Source organism: Carnobacterium funditum DSM 5970, from assembly GCF_000744185.1.
In the GTDB taxonomy this organism is placed as follows: Bacteria; Bacillota; Bacilli; order Lactobacillales; family Carnobacteriaceae; genus Carnobacterium_A; species Carnobacterium_A funditum.
The window spans coordinates 1,571,099-1,595,952 of sequence record NZ_JQLL01000001.1 but is presented as its reverse complement, the minus strand read 5'-3'; the positions used below and the strand labels follow the sequence as shown (position 1 = coordinate 1,595,952).

20 protein-coding genes are annotated in these 24,854 nt (G+C 35.0%); 13 read left to right on the top strand and 7 right to left on the bottom strand.

Annotation, left to right across the window (positions count from 1 at the left end):
• Positions 1 to 69: 69 nt before the first annotated feature.
• Positions 70 to 1,458 carry a tRNA uridine-5-carboxymethylaminomethyl(34) synthesis GTPase MnmE gene (gene mnmE / locus BR44_RS07390; RefSeq protein WP_034551616.1) on the bottom strand — a complete coding sequence of 463 codons (1,389 nt, stop codon included), beginning with the start codon at positions 1,456 to 1,458 and terminating at the stop codon, positions 70 to 72.
• A 907-nt stretch (positions 1,459 to 2,365) separates the two neighbouring features.
• Between mnmE and BR44_RS07385 the strand changes: the two genes are divergently transcribed.
• Positions 2,366 to 3,184, top strand: a complete 819-nt coding sequence (locus BR44_RS07385) for a 3D domain-containing protein (protein WP_034551615.1) — start codon at positions 2,366 to 2,368, stop codon at positions 3,182 to 3,184.
• 253 nt (positions 3,185 to 3,437) lie between these two features.
• Complete coding sequence (gene treR / locus BR44_RS07380) at positions 3,438 to 4,163, top strand: trehalose operon repressor (RefSeq protein WP_034551613.1); 726 nt, start codon at positions 3,438 to 3,440, stop codon at positions 4,161 to 4,163.
• Between the two features lie 50 nt (positions 4,164 to 4,213).
• Here the strand turns inward: treR and treC are convergent, their stop codons facing one another.
• Together treC and treP are read right to left on the bottom strand one after the other, a co-directional pair.
• On the bottom strand, positions 4,214 to 5,881 hold the full coding sequence (gene treC / locus BR44_RS07375) for an alpha,alpha-phosphotrehalase (RefSeq protein WP_034551611.1): 1,668 nt from the start codon (positions 5,879 to 5,881) through the stop codon (positions 4,214 to 4,216).
• A gap of 23 nt (positions 5,882 to 5,904) precedes the next feature.
• Positions 5,905 to 7,371: a PTS system trehalose-specific EIIBC component gene (gene treP / locus BR44_RS07370; RefSeq protein ID WP_034551609.1), complete on the bottom strand. Its 1,467-nt coding sequence runs from the start codon at positions 7,369 to 7,371 to the stop codon at positions 5,905 to 5,907.
• A gap of 724 nt (positions 7,372 to 8,095) precedes the next feature.
• Here treP and BR44_RS07365 point away from each other — a divergent pair.
• From BR44_RS07365 to BR44_RS07340, 6 genes are all read left to right on the top strand, one after another.
• On the top strand, positions 8,096 to 8,935 hold the full coding sequence (locus BR44_RS07365; protein ID WP_034551608.1) for an ABC transporter permease: 840 nt from the start codon (positions 8,096 to 8,098) through the stop codon (positions 8,933 to 8,935).
• A complete protein-coding gene (locus BR44_RS07360) occupies positions 8,928 to 9,707 on the top strand; it encodes an ABC transporter permease (RefSeq protein ID WP_034551607.1) in 780 nt (259 codons plus the stop codon). The genes BR44_RS07365 and BR44_RS07360 overlap by 8 nt, the downstream gene beginning before the upstream one ends.
• Before the next feature lie 55 nt (positions 9,708 to 9,762).
• A complete protein-coding gene (locus tag BR44_RS07355; RefSeq protein WP_034551605.1) occupies positions 9,763 to 10,800 on the top strand; it encodes an ABC transporter ATP-binding protein in 1,038 nt (345 codons plus the stop codon).
• A 44-nt stretch (positions 10,801 to 10,844) separates the two neighbouring features.
• A complete protein-coding gene (locus BR44_RS07350; protein WP_051912597.1) occupies positions 10,845 to 11,906 on the top strand; it encodes an ABC transporter substrate-binding protein in 1,062 nt (353 codons plus the stop codon).
• A gap of 85 nt (positions 11,907 to 11,991) precedes the next feature.
• Positions 11,992 to 13,704, top strand: coding sequence for an adenine deaminase C-terminal domain-containing protein (locus tag BR44_RS07345; protein WP_034551604.1), 1,713 nt, complete (start codon positions 11,992 to 11,994; stop codon positions 13,702 to 13,704).
• Positions 13,701 to 15,035: an amidohydrolase gene (locus BR44_RS07340; RefSeq protein ID WP_034551601.1), complete on the top strand. Its 1,335-nt coding sequence runs from the start codon at positions 13,701 to 13,703 to the stop codon at positions 15,033 to 15,035. The genes BR44_RS07345 and BR44_RS07340 overlap by 4 nt, the downstream gene beginning before the upstream one ends.
• 493 nt (positions 15,036 to 15,528) lie before the next feature.
• Here the strand turns inward: BR44_RS07340 and jag are convergent, their stop codons facing one another.
• The 4 genes from jag to rpmH all read right to left on the bottom strand — a co-directional run bounded on the left by jag (position 15,529) and on the right by rpmH (position 17,781).
• Positions 15,529 to 16,305, bottom strand: a complete 777-nt coding sequence (gene jag, locus BR44_RS07335; protein ID WP_034551600.1) for an RNA-binding cell elongation regulator Jag/EloR — start codon at positions 16,303 to 16,305, stop codon at positions 15,529 to 15,531.
• Positions 16,306 to 16,348: 43 nt separating this feature from the next.
• A complete protein-coding gene (gene yidC, locus BR44_RS07330; protein ID WP_034551599.1) occupies positions 16,349 to 17,182 on the bottom strand; it encodes a membrane protein insertase YidC in 834 nt (277 codons plus the stop codon).
• A 36-nt stretch (positions 17,183 to 17,218) separates the two neighbouring features.
• Complete coding sequence (rnpA, locus tag BR44_RS07325) at positions 17,219 to 17,557, bottom strand: ribonuclease P protein component (protein WP_034551598.1); 339 nt, start codon at positions 17,555 to 17,557, stop codon at positions 17,219 to 17,221.
• An 89-nt stretch (positions 17,558 to 17,646) separates the two neighbouring features.
• Complete coding sequence (rpmH, locus tag BR44_RS07320) at positions 17,647 to 17,781, bottom strand: 50S ribosomal protein L34 (protein WP_034551597.1); 135 nt, start codon at positions 17,779 to 17,781, stop codon at positions 17,647 to 17,649.
• Between the two features lie 731 nt (positions 17,782 to 18,512).
• On the opposite strand from rpmH, the gene dnaA reads away from it, so the two are divergent.
• The 5 genes from dnaA (at position 18,513) to gyrB (ending at position 24,844) form a co-directional block, all read left to right on the top strand.
• Complete coding sequence (gene dnaA / locus BR44_RS07315; protein ID WP_034551594.1) at positions 18,513 to 19,850, top strand: chromosomal replication initiator protein DnaA; 1,338 nt, start codon at positions 18,513 to 18,515, stop codon at positions 19,848 to 19,850.
• Positions 19,851 to 20,123: 273 nt separating this feature from the next.
• Complete coding sequence (dnaN, locus tag BR44_RS07310) at positions 20,124 to 21,266, top strand: DNA polymerase III subunit beta (RefSeq protein WP_034551593.1); 1,143 nt, start codon at positions 20,124 to 20,126, stop codon at positions 21,264 to 21,266.
• A 265-nt stretch (positions 21,267 to 21,531) separates the two neighbouring features.
• Positions 21,532 to 21,783, top strand: a complete 252-nt coding sequence (yaaA, locus tag BR44_RS07305; RefSeq protein ID WP_034551591.1) for a S4 domain-containing protein YaaA — start codon at positions 21,532 to 21,534, stop codon at positions 21,781 to 21,783.
• A complete protein-coding gene (recF, locus tag BR44_RS07300; protein WP_034551590.1) occupies positions 21,783 to 22,904 on the top strand; it encodes a DNA replication/repair protein RecF in 1,122 nt (373 codons plus the stop codon). The genes yaaA and recF overlap by 1 nt, the downstream gene beginning before the upstream one ends.
• On the top strand, positions 22,901 to 24,844 hold the full coding sequence (gyrB, locus tag BR44_RS07295; RefSeq protein ID WP_425393558.1) for a DNA topoisomerase (ATP-hydrolyzing) subunit B: 1,944 nt from the start codon (positions 22,901 to 22,903) through the stop codon (positions 24,842 to 24,844). The genes recF and gyrB overlap by 4 nt, the downstream gene beginning before the upstream one ends.
• Positions 24,845 to 24,854: the final 10 nt, after the last annotated feature.

The following is a 24,854-nucleotide window of genomic DNA, read 5'->3' as shown; positions in this document are numbered from 1 at the left end:
TACCTCTCATTTCATATTTCGTTTCATTTATTATCTTTTATATAAAAATAACTTTTCTTTGGATAGTTATTATTTTCCTAAGCAAAATTGACTGAATAATTGGGTTAATAGTTCATCTTGAACGCTGTCTCCGGTAATTTCACCTAGTAATTCCCAACAACGAGTCATGTCTATTTGAACGAGATCGACCGGCATACCAGATTCGATTCCCGTAATCACATCGTCTAAAGCAGATTCTGCATCGTTTAATAAGGCAATATGACGTACATTAGAAACATACGTGGCATCTTTTTCACCTGTTTGCCCTGCAAAAAACAGATTAGCAATTTTTTCTTCTAATATATCAATGCCTGATTTAGTTAGAATAGATGTTTTTACAATAGAAGCGGGCTCAACTAGCGTTTCTAGCTTTGTTAAATCTAATTTATTCGGTAAATCCATTTTATTTAAAATGACAATACGATGGTTTTGATCGGTTGCTTTTATTAATAGACTATCTTCTTCTGTTAACTTTTCATTTTGGTTAAAAACAAGTAACACTAAATCTGAATTGGCCAATGCTTGACGGCTTTTTTCTACGCCAATTCGCTCTACGATATCTTCTGTTTCACGTATTCCAGCAGTATCCACTAGTTTTAAAGGGACTCCCCTAACATTTACGTATTCTTCGATAACATCTCGAGTTGTTCCGGCAACTTCAGTTACAATTGCTTTTTCTTCTTGCAATAAAAAATTTAACAAACTTGATTTCCCTACGTTTGGACGTCCTATAATCGCTGTAGCTAATCCTTCTCTTAGTATCTTTCCTTGACTAGCTGTTTGCAATAATTGTTGAATTTGAATTTTAACTATTTTTGCTTTTTCAACTAACAACTGTGATGTTAGTGTTTCTACATCATCGTATTCAGGATAGTCAATATTGACTTCTACTTGAGCAAGAGTATCCAGTATGTCTGAACGTAAATTACGTATTAATGTAGATAAATTACCATCCAATTGTTGCAGCGCTACATGCATAGCTCTATCCGTCTTAGCCCTAATCAAGTCCATCACAGCTTCTGCTTGTGATAAATCAATCCGTCCATTTAAAAATGCTCTCTTAGTAAATTCTCCTGGTTCAGCTAAACGAGCACCAAATTGAAGAACAACTTGCAATACTTGATTAACAGATGTAATTCCACCATGACAATTTATTTCAACAACGTCTTCACGTGTAAAGGTTTTAGGAGCTCGCATCACTGAAATCATTACTTCATCAACTATTTCACCTGTCTTTGGATTTTCAATATGCCCATAATGAAGGGTATGACTCTTTTGTTCTCTTAGTTTTTTTGTACCTGACTTATAAACACAATCAGCAATCTTTAATGCTTCTTCTCCGCTCAAACGAACAATCCCTATGGCACCTTCTCCTGGCGGTGTTGAAATAGCTGCTATTGTTTCAAATTCTAATGACAAACTCCTTCACTCCTTTTAATTTTTTGCACGAAAAAAGCGCCCACTCCACCCATTTGTTGACCCCAAATGGAATGGATAAAGCACTTTGACTACTTTTATCATTCAGATAAATTTATATTAGTTGCTAATTTTTTTATTACTGCTCCGTTTAGACTATACAAGCTCTCTAACTATTTGTCAATAACTTGACTACAATAGACTTAATGTTTTATCTTCCTATTGTCTATTTCACTTCTGTTGGTCTTTTTTTAATTGCTTCTCAACTTATTTCTACTATAATAGGCATCTTCTTCAATCTAATCTATTTCCTAATCTATTTCTTTTGCAAAGCGACTGGAACGATGAGATTTAGCATTTTCAAATGTATTCATTTCTTAGTGTATGTACGAATCAATCAAAAGTGTATGTACGAATCAATCAAAATCCTTTCAAAAACGAACGTTATTATATTACAAATTTTTCACTTATTGCCTTAAATAAGAATTATTTCTTGCTTATTTGGCTCATACTGATACCGATTCTTTTTATTTGCTAATGGTTATAACAATAAATCGCATCATTTTTCAGAATAAACGCCTTGTTCTTTACGAATAATTCATTAACATTTCTAAAAAATTACAAAGAGAGCTCTTTCTTACAAAAAAACTGATTTTTTACTTTTTTTGATGATTTTTTAGCCAAATAATACAAACATGATAAGAAGGTATAACGATTGGGCTTTTCTCTTTATTTTACATTTATTCATGGTAGGATAGCATATGTTGAAGGAACGAACCTTTCGTTTAAGTAATAGAATAGCTCATAATTAAATATGCCGCTTTTAAAACTATAGTCAATTGCTCTTAACGGATGTAGTCAAAATATTACTATCTACTACATGGAAAACAAAAAAGGAGATTAAATTTATATGTTTAACTTAAAATCAAAATTATTTATTGCAAGTGCAACTTTAGCTCTAACTGGTGTCATCGCTGTTTCAAACCCAACAGAAGTAGCAGCAGCAGAATATAACGCTTCTACATGGGAAGCACGTTCAGTCACTGAGATTAAAAAAGGAATCCAAAATAATGAAGATGGTAGCTCTGAATACACTATTCAGTGGGGTGATACTCTTTCTTCCGTTTCAGCTGCAACCGAAACTTCTCTTGTTTCTTTAGTAAACGTTAATGATATAAATAACGCGAACATCATTTATACAGGAAATACGATTTCTCTATCTGCTGACCATTCGACTGTTACCGTCGAAAAGGAAAAGGAAAAAGTTAGTTATGATGTAAGTCCTTCAAAAGATGCTGTTGAAGCAGAAGCTCCAAAACAAGAAGTGCCTGTTCAAAAAGAAGCTCCTGTAGAAGCTCCTGTAGAAACACCTGTAGCGGCTGCAGAAACTCCGGCAGCAGAAGCTCCGGCTCCAGCAGCAGCGGAGCCCGCTCAACAAACAGCTGGACAAACAGTTACCGTTCAAGCAACAGCTTATTCAACTAACCAACCTGAGTTAAGCGATACTACTGCAACAGGGATTAATTTAAATTCTAATCCTAACGTTATTGCTGTTGATCCAAACTTCATTCCTCTAGGTTCAACTATCACTATCCCAGGACACGGAACATTTATTGCTGGAGATACCGGTAGTGCTATTAAAGGAAATCGTATTGATATTCATATGACTGACCTTAATCAAGCAATTAACTTCGGTAGACAAACATTGGACATCCAAGTTTCTAAATAATCTGTTTTATATTTGTTAAATCACCTTTTTAACAGTAGATTCAGTATATAATATACTCTCCTGAAATAATTAAGCTTATGCTTTTTATATTCGGGAGAGTATTTTTTTGGTTTTTCTTAGCCTATTTGCTACTTTAACGCGTTACATCTTATCTATAATAACTAGTTCTGAAGGAATTGATTCGGTTTAACTCTTTTTGTTGCTAAATATGCTAAACTGTATAAGGAAAACAAGGAATGTGAGGTATTTTATCATGAATAAATTTAACGAGATATCTTTGGAAATTCAAAACGCTATTATTAATCAAATTTATTTGCCGGGAGATCTTTTACTTAGTGAACATGAACTAGCAAAAAAATATGAGGTTTCTCGTGAAACTATTCGAAAAGCATTGGCTTTATTGTTAGAAAATGGTTATATCCAAAAACAACAAGGTAAAGGTTCTATCGTTTTAGATGTGAAACGTTTTGATTTTCCAATCTCTGGCTTAACTAGCTATAAAGAGCTGCAAACCGCTCAACACATAAATAGTCAAACCGTTGTCTCTTCAAATACCAAAATGGAGTTACCTGATTATTTAGTTGAACGGTTAAGACTACCTGAGAGCACTCAAGTTGTCTACATAGAAAGACAACGTAAAGTTGATGGTGAAGTCGTTATTTTAGATAAAGATTATCTTTTGACTTCAGTTATTTCTGCTGTGCCAAATGAAGCGGCTAAAGATTCTTTGTATAGCTATATCGAAAATAAGTTGGGGTTGGTTATAAGCTACGCACAAAAGGAAATAATAGTAGAACCAGCTACTTCTGAAGATCAACGGTTGATGGATTTACACGGTGATACACACGTCGTGGTTGTCCGTAGTGATGTTTATTTGGAAGATACTACCTTATTTCAATATACAGAGTCTAGACATCGTTTAGACCGGTTTCGTTTTGTAGACTTTGCTCGTCGTAAAAATCCAAATGAATTAAAATAAAGAACGCAAAAAGACAGCTCCTATAGTAGGAAGCTGTCTTTTTGCGTTCTTTATCCGTTGTTTTCAGCGTTAAAATAAAAGGCTACTGTTTCGTATGGCTCCAATACGAATGTAGGAGTCAACTCTCGTTTTTCACCATTTCCAATTAAGTAACGACTTTGTTGATTTGAAAATTCTTCAGGAATCTCAAGACTAACAGATTCACCATAAAAATGATTTAGTACCAGTAATTGTGTCCCATCAAATTCCCTTACATAAGCGTAGACGCTTGGATGTTCTAACAAAATCCCTCGATAGTTTCCTTCCGAAATAACTTTCATTTCCTTGCGTAATTGAATTAATTTTTTATAATACGACAAAATTTTCCCTGTTGCTTGTTCTTCTTCGACATTAATCTGTGGATAGTTTTCCGCTACTTTCAACCACGGTTGACCTGTTGTAAAACCAGCATTCAATTCATTTGACCACTGCATAGGAGTACGACTATTGTCTCGTGATTTCTCTTTAATAATAGCCATGGCCTCATTTGAAGACAAACCTTTTTCTATCAACTCAGTATAAGCATTATGTGTTTCAATATCAACATAATCAGCTAGTTCTGAAAAGCCTGGATTTGTCATCCCTATTTCTTCTCCTTGATAGATATAAGGCGTTCCTCGCAACAGATGTATCGTTTGAGCTTGTAAGGTTGCTGATGCATAAAAATGATGTTCAGGATCACCAAAACGACTAATCGCACGAGGTTGATCATGATTATTCCAAAATAACGCATTCCAGCCATTTTTTTCTGTCATACCTGTTTGCCAATCATTTAATAATTGTTTTAATTCCATAAAGTCGAAAGGCATTAAACTCCATTTTTCACTATCTAAATAATCTACTTTTAAATGATGGAAACTAAATAGCATAGACAATTCTTCGTTTTCAGGATTTGAGTATGCTGCTCCGTTTTCAATCGTGGTAGAAGACATTTCACCAACTGTCATGATGGCTTCTTTTCTTCCAAATGTTTCTTTATTTAACTCATGGATATACTCATGTGCTATTGGCCGATCTGTATAAAGTGATTTACCCACACCATCTATTGCATCGCTTAACACTGCATCTTTTCCAATGACATTAATCACATCAAATCTAAAACCCGTTACTCCTTTATTTAGCCAATAATTAACAACTTTATAGGCTTCTTTTCTAACTTCAGGATTACGCCAGTTTAAATCTGCTTGCGAAACATCATATAAATGTAAATACTCTTTTGCCGTATCACCAAATGGCTCCCAAGCTGGTCCACCAAATTTGGATGCCCAGTTAGTAGGATGACTACCGTCTGATTTTGGTTCGCGCAAAATATAATAATCTTGAAACTTCTTGTCTCCTGTTAATGCTTTTTGAAACCACTCATGGTCAATGGAGGTATGATTTAAAACCATATCTAACATAATTTCCATTTGATTCGTTTTTGCTTCTTTTACGAGTACTTCGAAGTCTTCCATCGTTCCAAATAAAGGATCAATCTCAGTATAATTGGAAATATCATATCCATTATCTTTTTGAGGTGAAGAAAAAAATGGATTAATCCAAAGCATATCCACTCCCAAACTGGCTAAATAAGGAATCTTTTCAATGATTCCTTTTAAATCTCCAATTCCGTCTCCATTCGAATCTTTAAAAGATTTGGGGTAGATTTGATATACGACTTTTTCATGAAACGTACTCACTTTTATTCCTACTTTCTACTAATTTATTGGCCTAATTCTGGTTCAGCAACACCTAATTGCTCTGTTTGATCTGATTTATTAAACACATTGTACTTACGGAAAACTAAGGTTAATATGAATGGCACAACAATGGCAATGACCATACAAATAATAAAGATAACCCAGTATTCGTTTTGAATTGAAAGAAGACCTGGCAATCCGCCAACTCCGATTGAATTAGCTGTAACGTTAAATATCGTTGCAATCATTCCAGCAATTCCAGAACCAATCATTGCAGCTACAAAAGGATAGACATATTTTATATTAATCCCAAACATTGCTGGTTCTGTTACACCTAAGTAACAAGAAATAGCAGCTGGAATAGAAATTTGTTCTTCTTTTTCATCGCCACGGTGTAAGAATATAATCGCTAATACAGCTGAACCTTGAGCGATATTCGATAAAGCAATCATCGGCCATAGATTCGTTCCACCAAAGTCAGCAATTAATTGTAAATCGATGGCATTTGTCATATGGTGCAACCCTGTAATAACTAGCGGTGAGTACAAGAATCCAAATAACGCACCGAATAACCAGTTTACTGAACTGCCTAAACCAGCGTAAACTAAACTTGAAACCCAACCTCCAATAACCCAACCAATTGGTCCTAAAACCGTATGAGCAATCAACACTGTTGGTACTAAAGCGAAGAATGGAACAAATATCATTGATATCGCTTGTGGTACAATTTTTCTTAGGCCTAATTCCAAATAAGCTAATAAGAATCCAGCAAGCATTGCTGGGATAACTTGAGCTTGGTACCCAATCATATCAATTTGGAAATAACCAAAATCCCAAAATGGAATATCTGCTGCTGCAGTTCCTGCTACACCATAAGCATTTAATAATTGCGGTGAAACTAATGTAATACCTAAAACAATTCCTAAAATTTGAGTGGTTCCCATTTTTTTAGCAATGCTCCATGTAATCCCTACTGGTAAGAAGTGGAAAATGGCTTCTCCAATTAACCATAAGAAACTATTCACACCACTCCAAAATTGAGAAACCTGTACAATGGTTTGACCATCCAAATAGCCCATAGGGACACTGTCAAGAATATTTCGAAATCCTAAAATTAAACCACCCACAACAATAGCGGGAATAATGGGAGTAAATATTTCTGCTAAAACGGACATAGCTCGCTGAACTGGATTTTGATTCTGTTTACTCGCCGCTTTTACCTCGTCCTTTGATACGCCTTCTTTTCCAGAAATTTTTGTAAATTGATTGTAAAAAGTAGCAACGTCATTTCCGATGATGACTTGATACTGACCTGCTTGAGTAAATGTTCCTTTAACTGCTGGAATATCCTCTATCTTTTTATTATCTGCATTTGCTGGATCTTTTAAGACAAAACGCATTCGAGTAGCACAGTGACTGACTGCCAAAATATTGTCTGGACCTCCGATATATTCTAATAACTGTTTAGCATCTTGAGTATAATCTGCCATTATTTTTTTCCTCCTTTTTTAAATGAGTTACACCTAACTTGTATATACAAGTTGAATGTACCCTATCTGAAATAAAAATGCAAGCGTTTTATCTACTTTTGATGCAATCGATTGGAATTGACTTAGTGCCCGTACTAAGCCCTTTTTTACATTCTCATTATTTAAAGCCTAATTGAGCAGTTTGTAAATATAGCGGCTACTCTCTTTCCGATAGACGAGTTAGAAATAAAAAAATAGTCATCTTGTCCATTTTTATACTAAATGGATGAGTTTGAAAGAAATTCATTAAAACTTGTCTATTTTCATGAACCAGATGCGATAACGTAACTAGTATCCCAAATCGGGCTCATAGCAAAAAAGAAAAAAATAATTAAAACTATATTATCTGAGTTTACACTCTAAAACCTTGTTTCTTCAAAAGTTGCTTTTAAAGCTTTTTAAAACAATTATATACGTAAATAAGATTTTTGTAAAAAAAATTAAAATAAGTGAAACTAGACTGTTATGATTTTATTTCCTTCAAAAAATGATATTTGGTAATAAAATAAAAGAATATACCCATAAAGAACGAACATTATGTTTGCTTTTATCTAAATTGGTTCGTTTTTTTCTTGAAACCAGTCTCAGTTTATTATATACTTCATCAGTAGACATAAGTGAACAATAAGTATTTTTTGTAAATAAACGTTCGTCTTAACTAATAAAATAAAAGGAGGCTTTATACGTGTCATCGAAAAATATCCCAATTATCATCGTTACACCTGGTTTAATTTTATTGATTGTATTTCTAGTGTTGCCTTTATTATCGATCATTTGGCCAACTTTCTATGATGGAGCATTCACCCTTATTTCCTACCAAAACTTTTTTGCAGACTCGTATAATGTAAGTATTTTATGGCGCACCATCCGACTTTCCTTACTAGTAACACTGTTCAGTATTCTTCTGGGATTACCTACCGCTTACTTCATTGCTAGAAGTGATCGCAAGTACCGTAGTTTGATGATGGGCCTTGTCCTTTTTCCTTTGCTGACAAATTCAATTGTCCGCAGTTTTGCTTGGATCAATATCTTAGGAACAAACGGTATCATTAACCGGCTACTGCTAACAACCGGTTTGGTTGCAGAGCCAATCCGAATGTTGTATACCGAGTTTGCTATCACGATTGGTTCACTTTATTTATTTCTTCCTTTAATGATTACAACACTAGTAGGAACCATTGAAAATATTGACACTGAGATTATGGAAGCTGCTGAAACCTTAGGAGCTAATCCTTTACGTGCCTTTATAAAAGTTATTTTCCCGCTTAGTATTCCTGGCGTGATTGTCGGTAGTATCCTCGTTTTTACCGGCACCTTAACGGCTTATACTACTCCTCAACTTTTGGGGGGAAATCAGAACATGATGATGTCGACGTTCCTTTATCAAAATGCGATGACATTAGGAAATTGGAATAATGCAGGAGTTATTGCGTTAATCATGATTGTCACTACCTCCTTAGTCATGACGGTGTTTAATTGGTTAGCAGCGCGTATTGACCGAAGAGGAGGAGATATTCATGCGTAAACAAAAAAAGCTTCTATTCTTCGTTTTCTTGGTATTTCTTTTCTTATTTTTACCTTTATTAATTGTTGTTGTTACTTCTTTTGGTGAAAATCCGAGTATTCAATTTCCAATTAAAGGCTTTACGTTCCAATGGTATGCAAATGTTTTTAAAGTCTCCGGATTTTTACGTAGTTTTTGGCTAAGTCTAAAAATTTCAATGCTGGCAACTCTGTTAGCATTGATCATTGGAATACCAGCGGCGTACGCTCTTTCTCGTCATGATTTCTTTGGGAGAAAGGGTTTGAAGAGTTTCTTTCTTTCTCCCACCATTATTCCAGGAGTCGTAGTTGGTTTTTCCTTATTCCAATTTATTGTGATTCGCTTACAATTGCCTATTTTTCAAGGATTATTGTTAGGACACTTTATCATCAGTTTGCCGTATATTATTCGGGTCGTAGGCGGCAGTTTGGAACAATTAGATTTTTCCATTGAAGAAGCTGCCTGGACATTAGGAAGTACACGTATCTCAGCTTTCTTCAAAGTAATCTTGCCCAATATTTCTTCAGGAATTTTTGCCTCTTTCATGTTGGCTTTCATCAATTCCTTTAATAACATCCCGGTTTCTCAATTTCTAACCGGACCGGGTATCATCACTTTACCAACTAATTTAATGAGCTATATCGAATACAACTATGATCCTACCGTTTCGGCTTTATCCGTGATGCTGATGGTTGCAACCATTGGCATGATGGTCTTAATTGAAAAAACTTTGGGACTTGCTTCTATTTCATAAAAAAGCAGAAACCGAATTACATGACTACTACCCACAAAAAGGAGGACGCCATCTCATGGCATTTGTACGTTTAGATAATATTCGCGTCAGTTACGATGGAAAGACGGATGTCTTAAAAGACCTGCAATTATCCATTCAAAAAGGAGAGTTGGTTTCTCTTTTAGGACCATCTGGCTGTGGGAAAACCACAACTCTTCGAACAATTGCAGGATTGATTGAACCAAACGACGGGACTTTCGTCGTTGACAATAATAACTTAACGAAAGTACCTGTTCACAAACGCAACTTTGGAATGGTCTTCCAATCTTATGCTCTTTTTCCTCATTTAACCATTCGCGAAAATATAGAATTCGGCTTAAAGCTTCGTAAAGAAAGTAAGTCCAGTATGAAGGCAAAGGTCAAACGAATGTTGGACGTCACTGGTCTAGATGAATTTGCTGACCGCTATCCGAAGCAATTATCTGGAGGTCAAAGACAACGTGTTGCTTTGGCACGAGCTTTGGTGATAGAACCAAAATTACTATTATTGGACGAGCCACTCAGTAATTTAGATGCAAAATTACGCATCACAATGCGGATGGAAATCAAACGAATTCAACGTAAATTGGGCATCACTACTGTGTTCGTAACCCATGATCAAGAGGAATGTTTCTCCATTTCAGATAAAGTAGCTGTCATGAACAAAGGAGTTATCGAACAATTTGATACACCTGAAGAAATTTATCAGAATCCAAAGACAGAATTTGTAGCACGCTTCATTGGTTTCGAGAACTTCATTCATTTAGCAAAAGAAAATGATTATTGTTATGTAGCAGAAAATGGCTCACTCTTTCGAACTACCCAGACAGCAAGTCATCCTGATATCAAAGGAACTATTCGTCCTGACGACATTCATATCCTTCCTGCTAGCGAACTAGCAGAAAATATAATCGTTGGGACCGTTCTTATCCGTACTTTCTTAGGGAAAAGTTATCAATATGAAATAAATACTGCTCTAGGAAACTTACTTGTCAATGATGAGAATGAAGACACCTATCAAACTGGGGGAAAAGTAAATCTGTTCTTAACCCCTGAAAAAATAATCCTAGTTTAAACTCTTTAAAAAAATCTAATACAAAAAAGGAGATTATTTAAATCATGAAAATTTGGAAAATAGCTACACTATCGATTGCAACAGTTGCCTTGTTAGCAGCATGTGGAAATAACGATTCAAACGAAGGTTCAGATGCAGCAGGAACAGATGGGCAATTGGTTGTTTCTACATTTGCCTTAAGCGAAGATATCGTTGACCGTGATATTTTCCAACCATTTAAGAAAGACAAGGGAATTGAACTAGTTTATGAAGTGGGAAATTCAGGAGAGCGTTTCTCTAAACTCCAAAACAATCCAAATTCTACCATTGATGTAATTGAACTTTCTCAAGCTAATGCAGCTACTGGTGTGGCAGAAGGATTATTTGAACCGTTGGATGAAACCAAAATTTCGAATCTTGCTAACTTAATGGATGGCGCAAAAGATGCCCTTGCTACATCTGGAGCCCCTTATACGATGAACAGCATCGGAATCATTTACAATAAAGAAGCCGCCGGTATGGAAATTACTGAATGGTCTGATTTGTGGGATCCTTCTCTAGCTGGAAAAATTTCTATCCCTGATATTACAACTACATTTGGCCCTGCGATGCTTCATGTAGCTAGTGACTTTAAAAACGTAGACATCACTAGTGACGAAGGTAATGCAGCTTTTGAAGCCTTAACTGAACTAAAGCCAAATATCACCAAAACGTATACAAAATCTTCTGATTTAGCTAACTTATTCCAATCAGGTGAGATTGTAGCAGCTGTAGTAGGTGATTTTGCTTATCCCATTATTTCTGGGGCAAATCCTGATGTAGAGTACGTTGTACCTGAATCAGGCACCTATGCAAACTTCAATACACTAAATGTTGTTGCAGCCTCTAAAAACAAGGAATTAGCTTATGAATTTATCAATTGGAAACTTAGCCAAGAACTGCAAACCACAACTGCAGCTTCTCTTAATGAAGCCCCTACTAACAAAGATGTAGAACTAGAGGATGAAGTAGCTATTAATAAGACCTACGGTGATATAGCTAAACGCGCTAAAGCTATTGACTATAAGTTTGTAAACAGCCATTTGGAAAAATGGATTACTACGTGGAACCAAACTTTGAATCAATAAATTATCTTTGCTGTCTTAAAGCAGCTCTTGCCGGGACATCTGTTCCGGTTTTTATTTTTTAGTTCATCATGAAGGGAGAACCAGTATGCAAATCGATTTATTAATAGAAGAAGCTTTTGTGTTTAACGTCTTTATAAAGACTTTTGAAAAGAAAAATATTGCTATAGCTGGTGAGAAATTTTATTTTATCAGTGAGGAAAATTTACGTTATCTTCAACCAAAAGAAATTTTGAATGCACAAGGAAAATATATCATTCCGGGCTTCATTGATATTCATATGCATATTGAAAGTTCCATGATTCCCCCATCTATTTTCTCGGGAGTTGCCCTTTCGTATGGAATCACTACAATTGTGGCAGATTGCCACGAAATTGCCAATGTATTCGGACAAGCAGGAATGGAAGCATTCCTACAAGAAGAAACAGATTTAGATATCTTTTACGCTATCCCTTCTTCGGTTCCTTCTACTACTCCTAAATTGGAAACAACAGGTGGATTGATTGGTTTAAAAGAAGTTGCCTCACTTTCAAAACATCCGAAAGTCATTGCGTTAGGTGAGGCCATGAACTTCAAAGGCCTTACTGATGAACCAGATTCTTTAATCAGACAAATTTTAAAAGAAATCCAAGAAATAAAACCATTGATGCCTCTGGAAGGACATATCCCACGTGTATCAGGAGAAGTATTGGCCAAGTTCATGTATGCCGGCCTTACTGCTGACCATACCCAGCAGACACCAGAATCGATTTTAGAAAAAGTAACTAGCGGGATTTTCTTAGAGCTGCAAAAGAAATCCATTACTCCAGAGAATATTCAGATAATAGTAGACCATCATCTTTATGAACACGTTGCTATTATCACTGATGATATTATGGCTGACGATTTGCTGGAAGGCCACTTGGATGCTAATGTACGCCTAGCTATTGAGTATGGCATGCCTGTAGAAGAAGCTATTTACATCACAACTTACACGCCGGCTCACCGAATGGGATTCCAAGACCGTGGAGCAGTTGCTTCAGGTTTTCTAGCTGATTTTATGCTAGTGGATAATTTGGAACAACTAACAATTGAACGTGTTTATAAAAAAGGTAGATGTGTTCATCAAAAAGAGGGAGAAATTGCCTATCCTTCTACTAAACCTAGTTTTCCTACCTATTTTTACGATAGTATCCAGTGTAAATCTTTAGTGGAGACAGATTTACAAATTCAGGTGGAGGGAAATCACGATTCTGTCATTTGTAATGTCATCCAAATTCAGGAAGTTGGTACTTTTACTGAGCATGTGCAACGAGAGGTTCCAGTAAAAAATGGGCTGTTGGATTGGGAAAACAGTGGACTTTCTTTGATTATTGTCATGGACCGGTATGGTAAAAATGGCAATATCGGTTATGGACTAGTGGAACATACTTTGAAAGAAAAAGGGGCTATTGCGACAACTTGGGCACATGATCATCATAATTTAATGGTGCTAGGTACTTCTGCTGAGGACATGATGATCGCACAACATAAAATATTGGATTTAAAAGGCGGTTATGTTGTCAGCAAAAATGGGCTACTTTCTGCAAGCTGCCCGTTACCTATTGGTGGTATCTTGAGTGATGAAACCGTTTATGAGTTAGGCCGTCAATTGAAGAAAGTAAGACAAGCAATGATTAATTTAGGTTATAAAAATACCAATGAAATTATGTCCTTTTCTACTCTTTCTCTACCCGTTTCGCCAAAGTTGAAAATAACTGATTTTGGAATGATGGATGTGCATACACATGCCCACGTTCCACTAATAGAGGCGAACAAATGAAAACATTGATTACTCATGTACATGTATTGACAATGGATGAGACCTTTAACGAATATCCTTCTGGTTATATCCTTCTCGAAAATCAAATCATTCTGGAAACAGGAACGATGTCTGAAGCCCCTACTCATCCTGCTATTCACACGATAAACGGCAAAGGAGCTATTGCTATTCCAGGAATGGTAAACACCCATACTCACATTGGGATGATTCCTTTCCGTTCACTAGGAGATGACACACCTGACCGGTTGACTCGTCTCTTATTTCCTTTGGAAAAGGCCTGTATGACCAAAGAACTGGCCTATCACAGCGGAAAATACGCCATCGCCGAAATGCAACTGGCTGGCATTACAACTTTTTTAGATATGTATTATTATGAAGATGAATTAGCTCATGCAACCGATGAGATGGGCGCCCGCGCCATTTTGGGAGAAAGCGTTCTAGAGAACGCTTGTGATGTAACAGAGCCATTTGGCGGATTATCTTATTCCGAGAAATTTATCTCTAAGTGGCTGAATCATGAACGCATCACTCCTGCTATTGCACCTCATGCACCGTATACAAATACAGATGAATCTTTAAAAGAAGCCTCTCGTATCGCCCGTAAATACAAAGTCCCATTCACCATTCATGTGAGCGAAATGGATTTTGAAATGCGCAAGTATGCTAAAGAATTTGGTAAAACACCTGTCGCATACTTAGCTGATTTAGGTATTTTAGGTGAAAAAGTAATAGCAGCTCACGGTATATTTTTTACTGATGAAGATATCACGATTCTTAAAGAGAATGATGTAGCAGTAGCCCATTGCATTGGCGCTAATACTAAATCCGCTAAAGGAGTAGCGCCCGTCCAAAAAATGCTACAAGCCGGTTTACGAGTTGGACTGGGAACAGACGGGCCTAGTAGTGGGAATACATTAGATTTATTTATTCAAATGAGACTGTTTGCTAATTTTCATAAAACAACTTTACAAGACCGTTCTGCTTTTCCGGCTCGCGATATCGTTCGGCTGGCAACCATTGGAGGTGCTGAAGTGGTAGGAATAGCTAATGAAATTGGCTCCTTAGAAAAAGGAAAAAAAGCTGATTTAGTTTTAGTGGAAACCCATTCTGTCAATATGTTTCCCATCTTTGATCCTTATTCCACACTCGTTTATTCAGCTAATTCTAGTAATGTGCAAGATGTTATGGTCAACGGAAAATGGGTCGTGCGTGAGAAAAAGCTCGTTCAGCAGGATTTATCAAAATTACGCCATCATCTTTCAGAACAGATGACTGATTTCCGTAAAATTGCCTTTGAAATAGATAAAAAAGACTACTTAATAAAAAAATGAGAGTAGGACACAAAGCGTTTAGACCAGAATCACTTCATGAATAAAAATCAGAATATGTGAAAGAGGCTGGGGCTTTGTCCTAGCCCTTTTGATTGATAATTTATGAAAATCGTTTTAGATGCTTTTATTTATTTTACGTGCGGAATAATTGTGTAACACAAGTATTCCCTAACTTATCCGCTATTACTAATGACTAATTTTTTAAAGTACACCATTCTTATCACAAATAGATTGTATCCTTTTTTGCTAACCTTCTCTAAATCTGAAAGATAGAACTATTTTGTATAGAGAATATTCTCAAATAAGTTGCTTATAAATAACACTGTTTTCAGATTTCTAGATAGAACACCTCAATCCATTTTGAAATCAAATCAAAAAGCATCTTGAGTATATTATTCTACTCAAGATGCTTAAACGGGTATTTCATTTTGATTTAACTCATCCATTTCATTTGAATAAGTACCTAAAAAGCTTAATATTAGGCTTTCCCTTTTTACTTTAACGGTTCAATCACTAAGTAACGATGTGGTTCGTTTCCTTCAGAGTGTGTTGTCACACGTTTAGTTTTGCTTAAGTAAAAATGAATTTGCTTTCTTTCAAAAGCAGGCATCGGTTCTAAAAAAACAGGTGAATTAGTACGTACAACTTTTTCAGCCGTTCGCTCCGCTAAGTTTTTCAAACTTGCTTCACGACGTTCACGGTAATCACCAACATTTACAACAACAGTAAACTTGGTTTTTGCATGTTGATACAACAGGACTTGTGCAAGTGATTGTAAAGCATTTAAAATTTTTCCATGTTTGCCAATGATTAAACCCGCATTTTCAGTATGGATATGAAAAGTTACTTGTCGTTCAGTCGAACTAACATCCATCGTTACAGTGGTTTTAATTCCCATTTTACTAGAAACATCTACCAAATAATCAGAAACCAATTGTAAGGCTTTGTCATCATCTCTAATAACATGGCCTTCCATCCCTTCACTTTCATCCGATACTTCTTCTACCTTTTTATTTTGTAGTGTTATATCTTCAGTAAGTGTTGAAGAATTGTCTTGAATGAATGCCTTTGGTTGTTCGTTGGTTCTTTCTTTATCAACTAAGCGTCTTTCCACTATTACTATCGCATCTTTTTTACCAAAACCAAAGATACCTTTTTTTCCTTCAGTAACAATCTTAATAGAAGCATTTTCTTTATTGATACCCAAAATTTCTAATCCTTTTTGAATGGCTTCTGCTGTCGTTGCTGCTTGAGCTGTGTACTTCTCCATCTGCTCATCCTCCGTTCTATCTTCTATTAATCGATAGTAAAGATTATTTCTTTTTCTTCTTCTTCTTCGGATTTAGCGCTTTTTCTAATGTACGTTGACGGTCACGTTCAGATTGAAGTTTTTCTTCACGTTCTTTTATAATTTTGAATGGATTATTCAAAAGCAAGGTTTGCCCAACTGAGAACGCATTTCCTACAACCCAGTACAAAGATAAGGCACTTGGCAGGGTGATACCCATAAATAAAATCAAAGCAGGCATCATATATAACATTGATGAAGTCGCAGGATTTGATTCCACTTGACTCATAGTCGATAATTTAGTTGTTGCAAAGGTTAAAACAGCGGCTACAATTGGCAACACAAACATTGGATCTGGCTTTCCAAGATTCACCCATAAGAAATCACTTGTGCTCAACGCTTCAGTTCGACTAATAGCTTGATACAAACCCATCAAAACTGGCATTTGAATGACTAAAGGCAAACATCCTGCAACTGGATTTACACCTGCTTCAGAATATAGTTTAGAAGTTTCTTCTTTTAGCTTAGCTTGAGTCTCGGCATCCTTAGAAGGATATTTAGCTTGTAAAGCTTTCAATTGAGGTTGTATTTCACTCATTTTACGTGTGCTTTTAGTTTGTCCATGCATTAAAGGCAATAAGATAATTCTGATTAATAAAGTAAAGACGATAATCCCTAGTCCATAACTTCCACTAAATAAATCAGCTAGCCAAATAATGACACGAGAAAAATTTAATACAACATATCGATCCCAAAAACCCGTACTTTCAGCATTGATAGGGGCTGTTCCACAACCTACTAATACAATGGCTAATAACACAGTTCCCAGCAAAAGAAGTAATCGCTTACGGTTTTTCATAGATTTCCCTCCACATTCTGTAAATAAAAAAATAAGCTAATCTAACATCTTAGCCAATTTCAAAACGTGAATCAAACTTTTTTTAGTTTCTTTTACTGACATATCTGCCGCTGGTTTGCGGGCGATAACAATAAAATCTTTCTCCGTTTTTAATTTAGGCTTTAATTCTGTTAAGCTTTGTCGTATTTTTCGTTTAACACTATTTCTTACAACAGCATTGCCAATTTTTTTCCCAACAGATAACCCTACACGGAAATGAGGTTGTTCCTTTTTATCTAGTATATATAGAACAAACTGTCGGTTGGCTGTAGATTTTCCATGATGAAAGACTTTTTGAAATTCTGATTCCTTTTTGACACGATAGGCTTTTCTCATTCAAATAACCTCTCATCTCTTTTTCTTTAAATGCACTTTTATAAAACCAATAAAAAAAAGAAAAAAAGACCACTGAGACGTTCAGTGATCTATGCAGACAATGATTTTCTGCCTTTACGGCGTCTACTTTGTAATACATTACGTCCATTTTTTGTACTCATACGTTTACGGAAGCCATGCAATTTTTGACGTTTACGTTTTTTAGGTTGGTAAGTTCTTTTCATTCGTAATACACCTCCTACGATAACTATCTCTCATTAATTTTTTATCAGTATAAGACAGTTTTAATTTATGACAACGAAATAAAAATAGTCCTATCTAAATTAAGAACAACATATTTTCAATCATTCACTTCAACATGATAGCATAAATAAAAAAAATATGAAACCTTCTTTTCATATTTTTAATGAATTTATTTTTTAAAATCTTACATTTAGCTCATTTAACCTAGAATACTTTATTTTCTACTATTTATAAGTAACTTATTTGTTATCGAATCTCCATTTTGTTATCAGAAAGTATCTTCAAAAAAAGTGACTATAAGGTTTTCGTTATAGTTCGTTTTCCAATGTCCTAATCCTATAAAAAGATATCCACAGCTGCTGTTTATTATCCACATGCTCAAGTATAACTTTTTTTTGTGCTTTTATTAGATTTGAGTTACAATACTGTTATCCACAAATCAACACCATGTGTACATCTCCACAACTCGAATTATAACGCCTTGTGGATAACTGCTATTAAAGCTTTACTTAAAGTGTTTTGAATCTGTTTTTATCCACTTTAAAATTTAAAAGCTGTGTAAAAGAAATAGTTGTTCACAGTTATTAACGCCCTGTGCATAACTCTATCTACAGCCTCGGGATGAGTTTTTAACAGGTTTAAACTACTTGTGGAAAACTTTTTATTAACGTGCTAAAATGAAACAGACCTATTTATAAAGGAGGTTCTCTGTTTGGATGATTTACAATCTTTGTGGAATTTTTTAAAGGAAAAGTTTAAAGAGTCACTTTCAAAGGTCAGTTACGATACTTGGATTGAAAGTGCTAACCCAATTCGTATAACTGAACACAATATTATTATTGAAGTTCCATCCTCTTTGCATAAAGAATATTGGGAAAATAATTTAGCCACTCGTATTGTTGAAAATATTTATGAATACTCCAGTCGCGAAATATCTCCATTATTTGTTATTAAAAATGAACAAGAAAATTCTAATCACAATGGAAAACAAAAAAGCCAATCTTTAATGCAAAAAAATTCTTTTAAAAAAGATATACAATTAAACGATAAATATACCTTTGATACTTTCGTTATTGGTAAAGGCAACCAAATGGCCCATGCTGCTGCATTAGTCGTTGCCGAAGAACCAGGAACTATCTATAATCCCTTGTTTTTTTATGGTGGAGTTGGATTAGGCAAGACGCATTTAATGCATGCCATTGGCCGCCAAATGTTATTACTTAATCCGGATGCAAAAGTAAAGTATGTAAGTAGCGAAACTTTTGCAAATGATTTTATTAATTCTATCCAAAATAAAACACAAGAAAAATTCAGAAATGAATACCGCAGTGTTGACTTATTATTGGTTGATGATATTCAATTTTTTGCAGACAAAGAAGGAACACAAGAAGAATTCTTCCATACATTTAATGCTTTATATGATGATCGTAAACAAATTGTCTTAACTAGTGATCGACTGCCTAATGAAATTCCGAAATTACAAGAACGCCTTATTTCGCGATTTGCTTGGGGCTTATCTGTTGATATTACTCCGCCTGATCTTGAAACACGTATTGCTATTTTACGAAAAAAAGCTAATGCGGAAAGATTAGAAATTCCTGATGATACTTTGAGCTATATTGCAGGGCAAATTGATTCTAATATTCGTGAATTAGAAGGAGCATTAGTTCGAGTTCAAGCATTTGCAGCGATTGAAAGTCGTGATATTACTACCAGTCTAGCAGCTGATGCTTTAAAAAGTATGCTTCCTTCCAATAAACCAAGCATTTTATCTATTTTAGATATTCAAAATGTTGTTTCTAAGTATTATCAGATTTCTTTAACCGATTTAAAAGGTAAAAAACGTGTTAAAGCTATCGTTTTACCAAGACAAATTGCGATGTTCCTTTCACGTGAACTGACAGCTAATTCTTTACCAAAAATTGGTGCTGAATTTGGTGGAAAAGATCATACTACTGTTATTCATGCCTACGAAAAAATTAATCAGGCTATTAAAAAGGATCACCAACTGAAACAAGATATAGAAGAGATAAAAAATAAACTAAACTAAATGTTATTTTAAAAACAGCTATCATTTTATTATTCTCGTTAAATGAGTTTAAAATTTTATTTCTAGCTAATTTTTCTTCCTTATTCGCTAAAGTCAATTTACTCACATGTGGATAACTATGAAAGTTATCCTTGTTTTTTCCACAGCTTATCCACATGTGGAAAACCTTGGAGTAAATGAGCTCAACTTACTTACCAACAGTATCCACAAGCCCTACTACTATTACTAAAGATCTTATTAAATTAATTAACTATAATTTTGGAGGTTTACTTAATGAAATTTACAATTAAAAGAAGTGCTTTTTTGAAAAGTATGGCTGATGTTCAGCGTGCTATTTCTTCAAGAACAACCATCCCTATTTTGACAGGGATAAAAATTGTGGCGAATGAAGAGGGAATTACCTTAACGGGTAGTGATTCAGACATTTCTATAGAAACATTTATTCCAGTAGCAGAAGAATCTAACACTTTAATTATCGAAAAAACAGGCAGTATCGTATTACAAGCTCGCTTTTTTAGCGAAATTGTAAAAAAATTACCTGAAGAAACAATGGAAATTGAAGTTCTTGATCATTTCCAAACCTTGATTACTTCAGCTACAGCTTCTTTTACCATTAATGGTTTAGATGCTAACAACTATCCTCATTTACCCGTTATCGATACAAATGAATCGTTTACTTTGCCAGTCGGCTTATTTAAACAAGTTATTAGTCAAACAGTTATTGCTATTTCCACTCATGAAAGCCGACCAATATTAACTGGAGTTAACATGGTTATAGAAAACAACCAACTTCTTGCTGTTGCTACAGATAGTCATCGTTTAAGCCAACGCATTATTCCATTGGAAATGACTGAAGAACAAGCAGGGAAAAAATATAATGTCATTATTCCAGGTAAAAGTTTAGTAGAGTTATCTCGAACGTTAGATGATAATTCTGAAACAATTGAATTGATGATTACTGAAAACCAAGTTTTATTTAAAACAGAAAATATGTTTTTCTATTCTCGTTTACTTGAAGGGTACTATCCAGATACTAAACGATTAATTCCTGAAACATCAGCAACAGAAATCGAGTTCAATGCGAATATTTTGTTAGGTGCTATTGAACGAGCATCTTTGTTATCTCATGAAGGAAAAAATAACGTTGTTAAAATTACCATTAACCCAGATATAGTTGAAATTTCAGGAAATTCACCAGATATAGGTAATGTTCAAGAAGAATTAGATTATATTTCTGTCAACGGGGATCCAATTGAACTTTCATTTAATCCAGATTATATGAAAGATGCATTAAGAACATTTGGTCAAACAACAATTAAAATTAAGTTTACTTCTCCGGTTAGACCATTCATTTTAGTGCCGAGTGAAAATGATCAAACATTTATTCAACTGATTACGCCTGTCCGTACATTTTAATGACTAGTAAAAAAACTACTTTTCTGAATCATCAGAGGAGTAGTTTTTTATTGAACTGTTCAAAAACAGGTTTATTTTCACTTTTAAGCAACTTTCGAATTTTTAAGGTCTTTTCGTATTTATCTATTAAAATGTAAAGAACCATATCTAAATTCTAGTAGAGATTGTATTCTTTGTGAAAAAGAAGTATAATGATACTAATAAGTAAGTGCGTCTTGCGTGGTTTTTATACTCCGCGCTTATTTCAATGAAAGCAGGTGATTTAATGAAAAAGAACATTTTAATTAGTAGTGAATTCATTACTTTAGGTCAGTTTTTAAAACATGCTAATATTATCAGTAGCGGTGGAATGGCAAAGGGATACTTAGCTGAACACACTATTTTAGTGGATAAAGAACTAGAAAACCGAAGAGGTAAAAAGCTTTACCCAGGTGCAGTTATAGAAATTCCTGGTGAAGGGACATTCTTCATTCAATCTGTTAATTCAGCTAAACAAGCGACTAAGGATGAACTCTAATGTTTTTGAAAGATATTCAACTGTTAAATTATCGTAATTATGAAAGTGCAAAAGTAACTTTTTCTCAGGGAATTAATGTTTTTTTAGGAGAGAATGCACAGGGGAAAACGAGTTTAATGGAAGCTATCTATGTATTAGCTATGGCAAGAAGTCATCGAACGGTAAACGATAAAGAATTAATTCGCTGGGAGCAAGATAACGCACGCGTGAGCGGCAGAATTCAGAAAAAAAACTCTAATTTTCCACTAGAAATTTCAATTTCTACTAAGGGAAAAAAGGCTAAATTTAATCATTTGGAGCAAAAAAAGTTAAGTGCCTATATTGGTAATTTAAATGTTATTCTTTTTGCTCCCGAGGATTTGTCTTTAGTTAAGGGGTCTCCTTCAGTCCGAAGAAAATTCATAGATATGGAAATGGGGCAAATGAGCCCTATTTATTTACACCATTTAGTCCAATATCAGCGGATATTAAAACAACGGAACCAATATTTAAAACAATTAGCTTTTCAAAAAAAACAAGATCTTACTTTTTTAGATGTCTTAACTGAGCAATTAGCAGAACATGGAGCAGCTATCTTAGCGGAACGATTTTTATTTATAAAAAAGTTAGGTAATTGGGCGGAGCCTATTCATTATGAAATTTCTAAACAGAAAGAACGATTAGAAATTGATTATCATTGCGGTTTTGCTTTATCCAATACACGAGATAAAAAACAAATTTACTTAGACTTGCTTCAAACCTATAAAGAAGGACAAAAACGTGAATTAGATCAAGGGATAACACTTTTCGGACCTCATAGAGATGATTTAAAATTTAAAGTTAATGGACGACACGTGCAGACCTATGGTTCACAAGGTCAACAAAGAACAACTGCTCTAAGTGTGAAATTAGCAGAAATCGATTTAATGAAAGAAATGACAGGTGAATACCCACTTTTATTACTGGACGATGTCCTGTCTGAACTAGATGATGAACGTCAAACACATTTGTTAAAGGCGATTCAAAATAAAGTTCAAACTTTTTTAACAACCACTAGTTTAGATGGAGTTAAAAAAGAAATGTTGGAAGCACCCAAAGTCTTCCGTATTGAGAATGGTCATGTAGAAATGGAGAGTGAATGAGTTTGTCTGAAGAAATTAGAAGTAAAAATGATCTTGCTCAAGATTATGATGCAAGTCAAATCCAAGTATTAGAAGGTTTAGAAGCAGTCCGTAAACGACCTGGTATGTATATCGGATCAACTAGTGGAGAAGGCCTACATCATTTGGTATGGGAAATTGTAGATAACTCAATTGATGAAGCTTTAGCTGGCTTTGCGGATGAAATTAATGTTGTTGTTGAAGCAGATAACAGTATCAGTGTAATCGATAACGGTCGTGGTATTCCAGTCGATATTCAGAAGAAAACCGGTCGTCCTGCTCTTGAAACAGTGTTTACCATCCTTCATGCTGGAGGAAAATTTGGTGGCGGAGGATATAAAGTTTCTGGTGGGTTACATGGTGTAGGTGGATCCGTTGTTAATGCGCTATCATCAAGTCTAGAAGTTCGGGTACACAAAAACGGGAAAATTTATTTCCAAGGTTACTCTAGAGGAGCCGTTTTAAACGATGTTGAAATTATTGGTGATACAGAACACCACGGTACAACAGTACATTTCTTACCCGACACTGAAATTTTTAAAGAAACAATTGTCTTTGATTACGAAAGATTATCCGTTCGTGTTCGTGAATTAGCGTTCTTAAATCGTGGTTTAAAAATAACGATTGAGGATAAAAGAGCAGAAAAACCTCAATTTCAAGAGTATCACTACCAAGGTGGAATTAAGAGTTACGTTGGGTTTTTAAATAAAAATAAAAATGTTTTATTTGAAGATCCAATATTTTTAGAAGGCGAACAACAGGGTATTTCAGTTGAAGTAGCGATGCAGTATACAGATGGATACCACTCTAATTTATTAACTTTTGCTAATAACATTCACACTTATGAAGGTGGAACACATGAGTCAGGTTTTAAGACAGCTTTGACACGTGTCATCAATGACTATGCAAAACGCAATAAATTAATAAAAGAAAACGAAGATAATTTAACCGGTGAAGATGTTCGTGAGGGATTAACGGCTGTAGTTTCTATTAAGCATCCAGATCCACAATTTGAAGGACAAACAAAAACAAAACTAGGTAATTCTGAAGCAAGAACGATTACCGATCGTCTTTTTTCTGCGCATTTCGATAAATTTTTGATGGAAAATCCTCAAACAGCACGAAAAATTATTGAAAAAGGTCTATTAGCATCTAGAGCTCGTCTAGCAGCAAAACGTGCTCGTGAAGTTACTCGTAAAAAAAGCGGTCTAGAAATTAGTAATTTACCAGGTAAATTAGCAGACTGCTCTAGTAAAAACCCAGAAATTAGTGAAATATTTATTGTTGAGGGAGATTCTGCTGGAGGTTCAGCCAAACAAGGACGGTCGCGTTTATTTCAAGCGATTCTACCTATCCGTGGTAAAATTCTAAACGTTGAGAAAGCTACGTTGGATCGAATTTTAGGAAACGAGGAAATACGAGCACTCTTTACAGCTATGGGAACAGGATTTGGTGGAGATTTTGATCTATCCAAAGCTCGATACCATAAATTGGTTATTATGACAGATGCTGATGTCGATGGTGCACATATTCGGACACTATTATTAACGCTCTTTTACCGATACATGCGTCCAGTTGTTGAGGCAGGATTTGTTTATATTGCGCAGCCTCCTTTGTACCAAGTAAAACAAGGTAAGAAAATGGTTTACCTTGATTCTGAAGAAGAATTGGATGACTTATTAAAAGAATGGCCTCTTGCTCCAAAACCTATCATTCAACGTTATAAAGGACTGGGAGAAATGGATGCTGAACAATTATGGGATACAACAATGAACCCAGAAAATAGACGTCTACTCCAAATAACGGTCGAAGATGCAATCGAAGCTGATCAGGTAATGGATATGCTTATGGGTGACCGAGTAGAACCGCGTCGTAAATTTATTGAAGACAATGCTCGCTATGTTCAAAACTTAGATATTTAATCAAGAGAGG

Coding starts and splice junctions, on each gene's coding strand:
- recF (WP_034551590.1), top strand. CDS start 21,783: ATGTTTTTGAAAGATATTCAACTGTTAAATTATCGTAATTATGAAAGT.
- rpmH (WP_034551597.1), bottom strand. CDS start 17,781: ATGAAAAGAACTTACCAACCTAAAAAACGTAAACGTCAAAAATTGCAT.
- jag (WP_034551600.1), bottom strand. CDS start 16,305: ATGGAGAAGTACACAGCTCAAGCAGCAACGACAGCAGAAGCCATTCAA.
- yidC (WP_034551599.1), bottom strand. CDS start 17,182: ATGAAAAACCGTAAGCGATTACTTCTTTTGCTGGGAACTGTGTTATTA.
- yaaA (WP_034551591.1), top strand. CDS start 21,532: ATGAAAAAGAACATTTTAATTAGTAGTGAATTCATTACTTTAGGTCAG.
- treR (WP_034551613.1), top strand. CDS start 3,438: ATGAATAAATTTAACGAGATATCTTTGGAAATTCAAAACGCTATTATT.
- BR44_RS07360 (WP_034551607.1), top strand. CDS start 8,928: ATGCGTAAACAAAAAAAGCTTCTATTCTTCGTTTTCTTGGTATTTCTT.
- rnpA (WP_034551598.1), bottom strand. CDS start 17,557: ATGAGAAAAGCCTATCGTGTCAAAAAGGAATCAGAATTTCAAAAAGTC.
- BR44_RS07350 (WP_051912597.1), top strand. CDS start 10,845: ATGAAAATTTGGAAAATAGCTACACTATCGATTGCAACAGTTGCCTTG.
- BR44_RS07355 (WP_034551605.1), top strand. CDS start 9,763: ATGGCATTTGTACGTTTAGATAATATTCGCGTCAGTTACGATGGAAAG.
- treP (WP_034551609.1), bottom strand. CDS start 7,371: ATGGCAGATTATACTCAAGATGCTAAACAGTTATTAGAATATATCGGA.
- dnaN (WP_034551593.1), top strand. CDS start 20,124: ATGAAATTTACAATTAAAAGAAGTGCTTTTTTGAAAAGTATGGCTGAT.
- BR44_RS07345 (WP_034551604.1), top strand. CDS start 11,992: ATGCAAATCGATTTATTAATAGAAGAAGCTTTTGTGTTTAACGTCTTT.
- BR44_RS07340 (WP_034551601.1), top strand. CDS start 13,701: ATGAAAACATTGATTACTCATGTACATGTATTGACAATGGATGAGACC.
- BR44_RS07385 (WP_034551615.1), top strand. CDS start 2,366: ATGTTTAACTTAAAATCAAAATTATTTATTGCAAGTGCAACTTTAGCT.
- gyrB (WP_425393558.1), top strand. CDS start 22,901: ATGAGTTTGTCTGAAGAAATTAGAAGTAAAAATGATCTTGCTCAAGAT.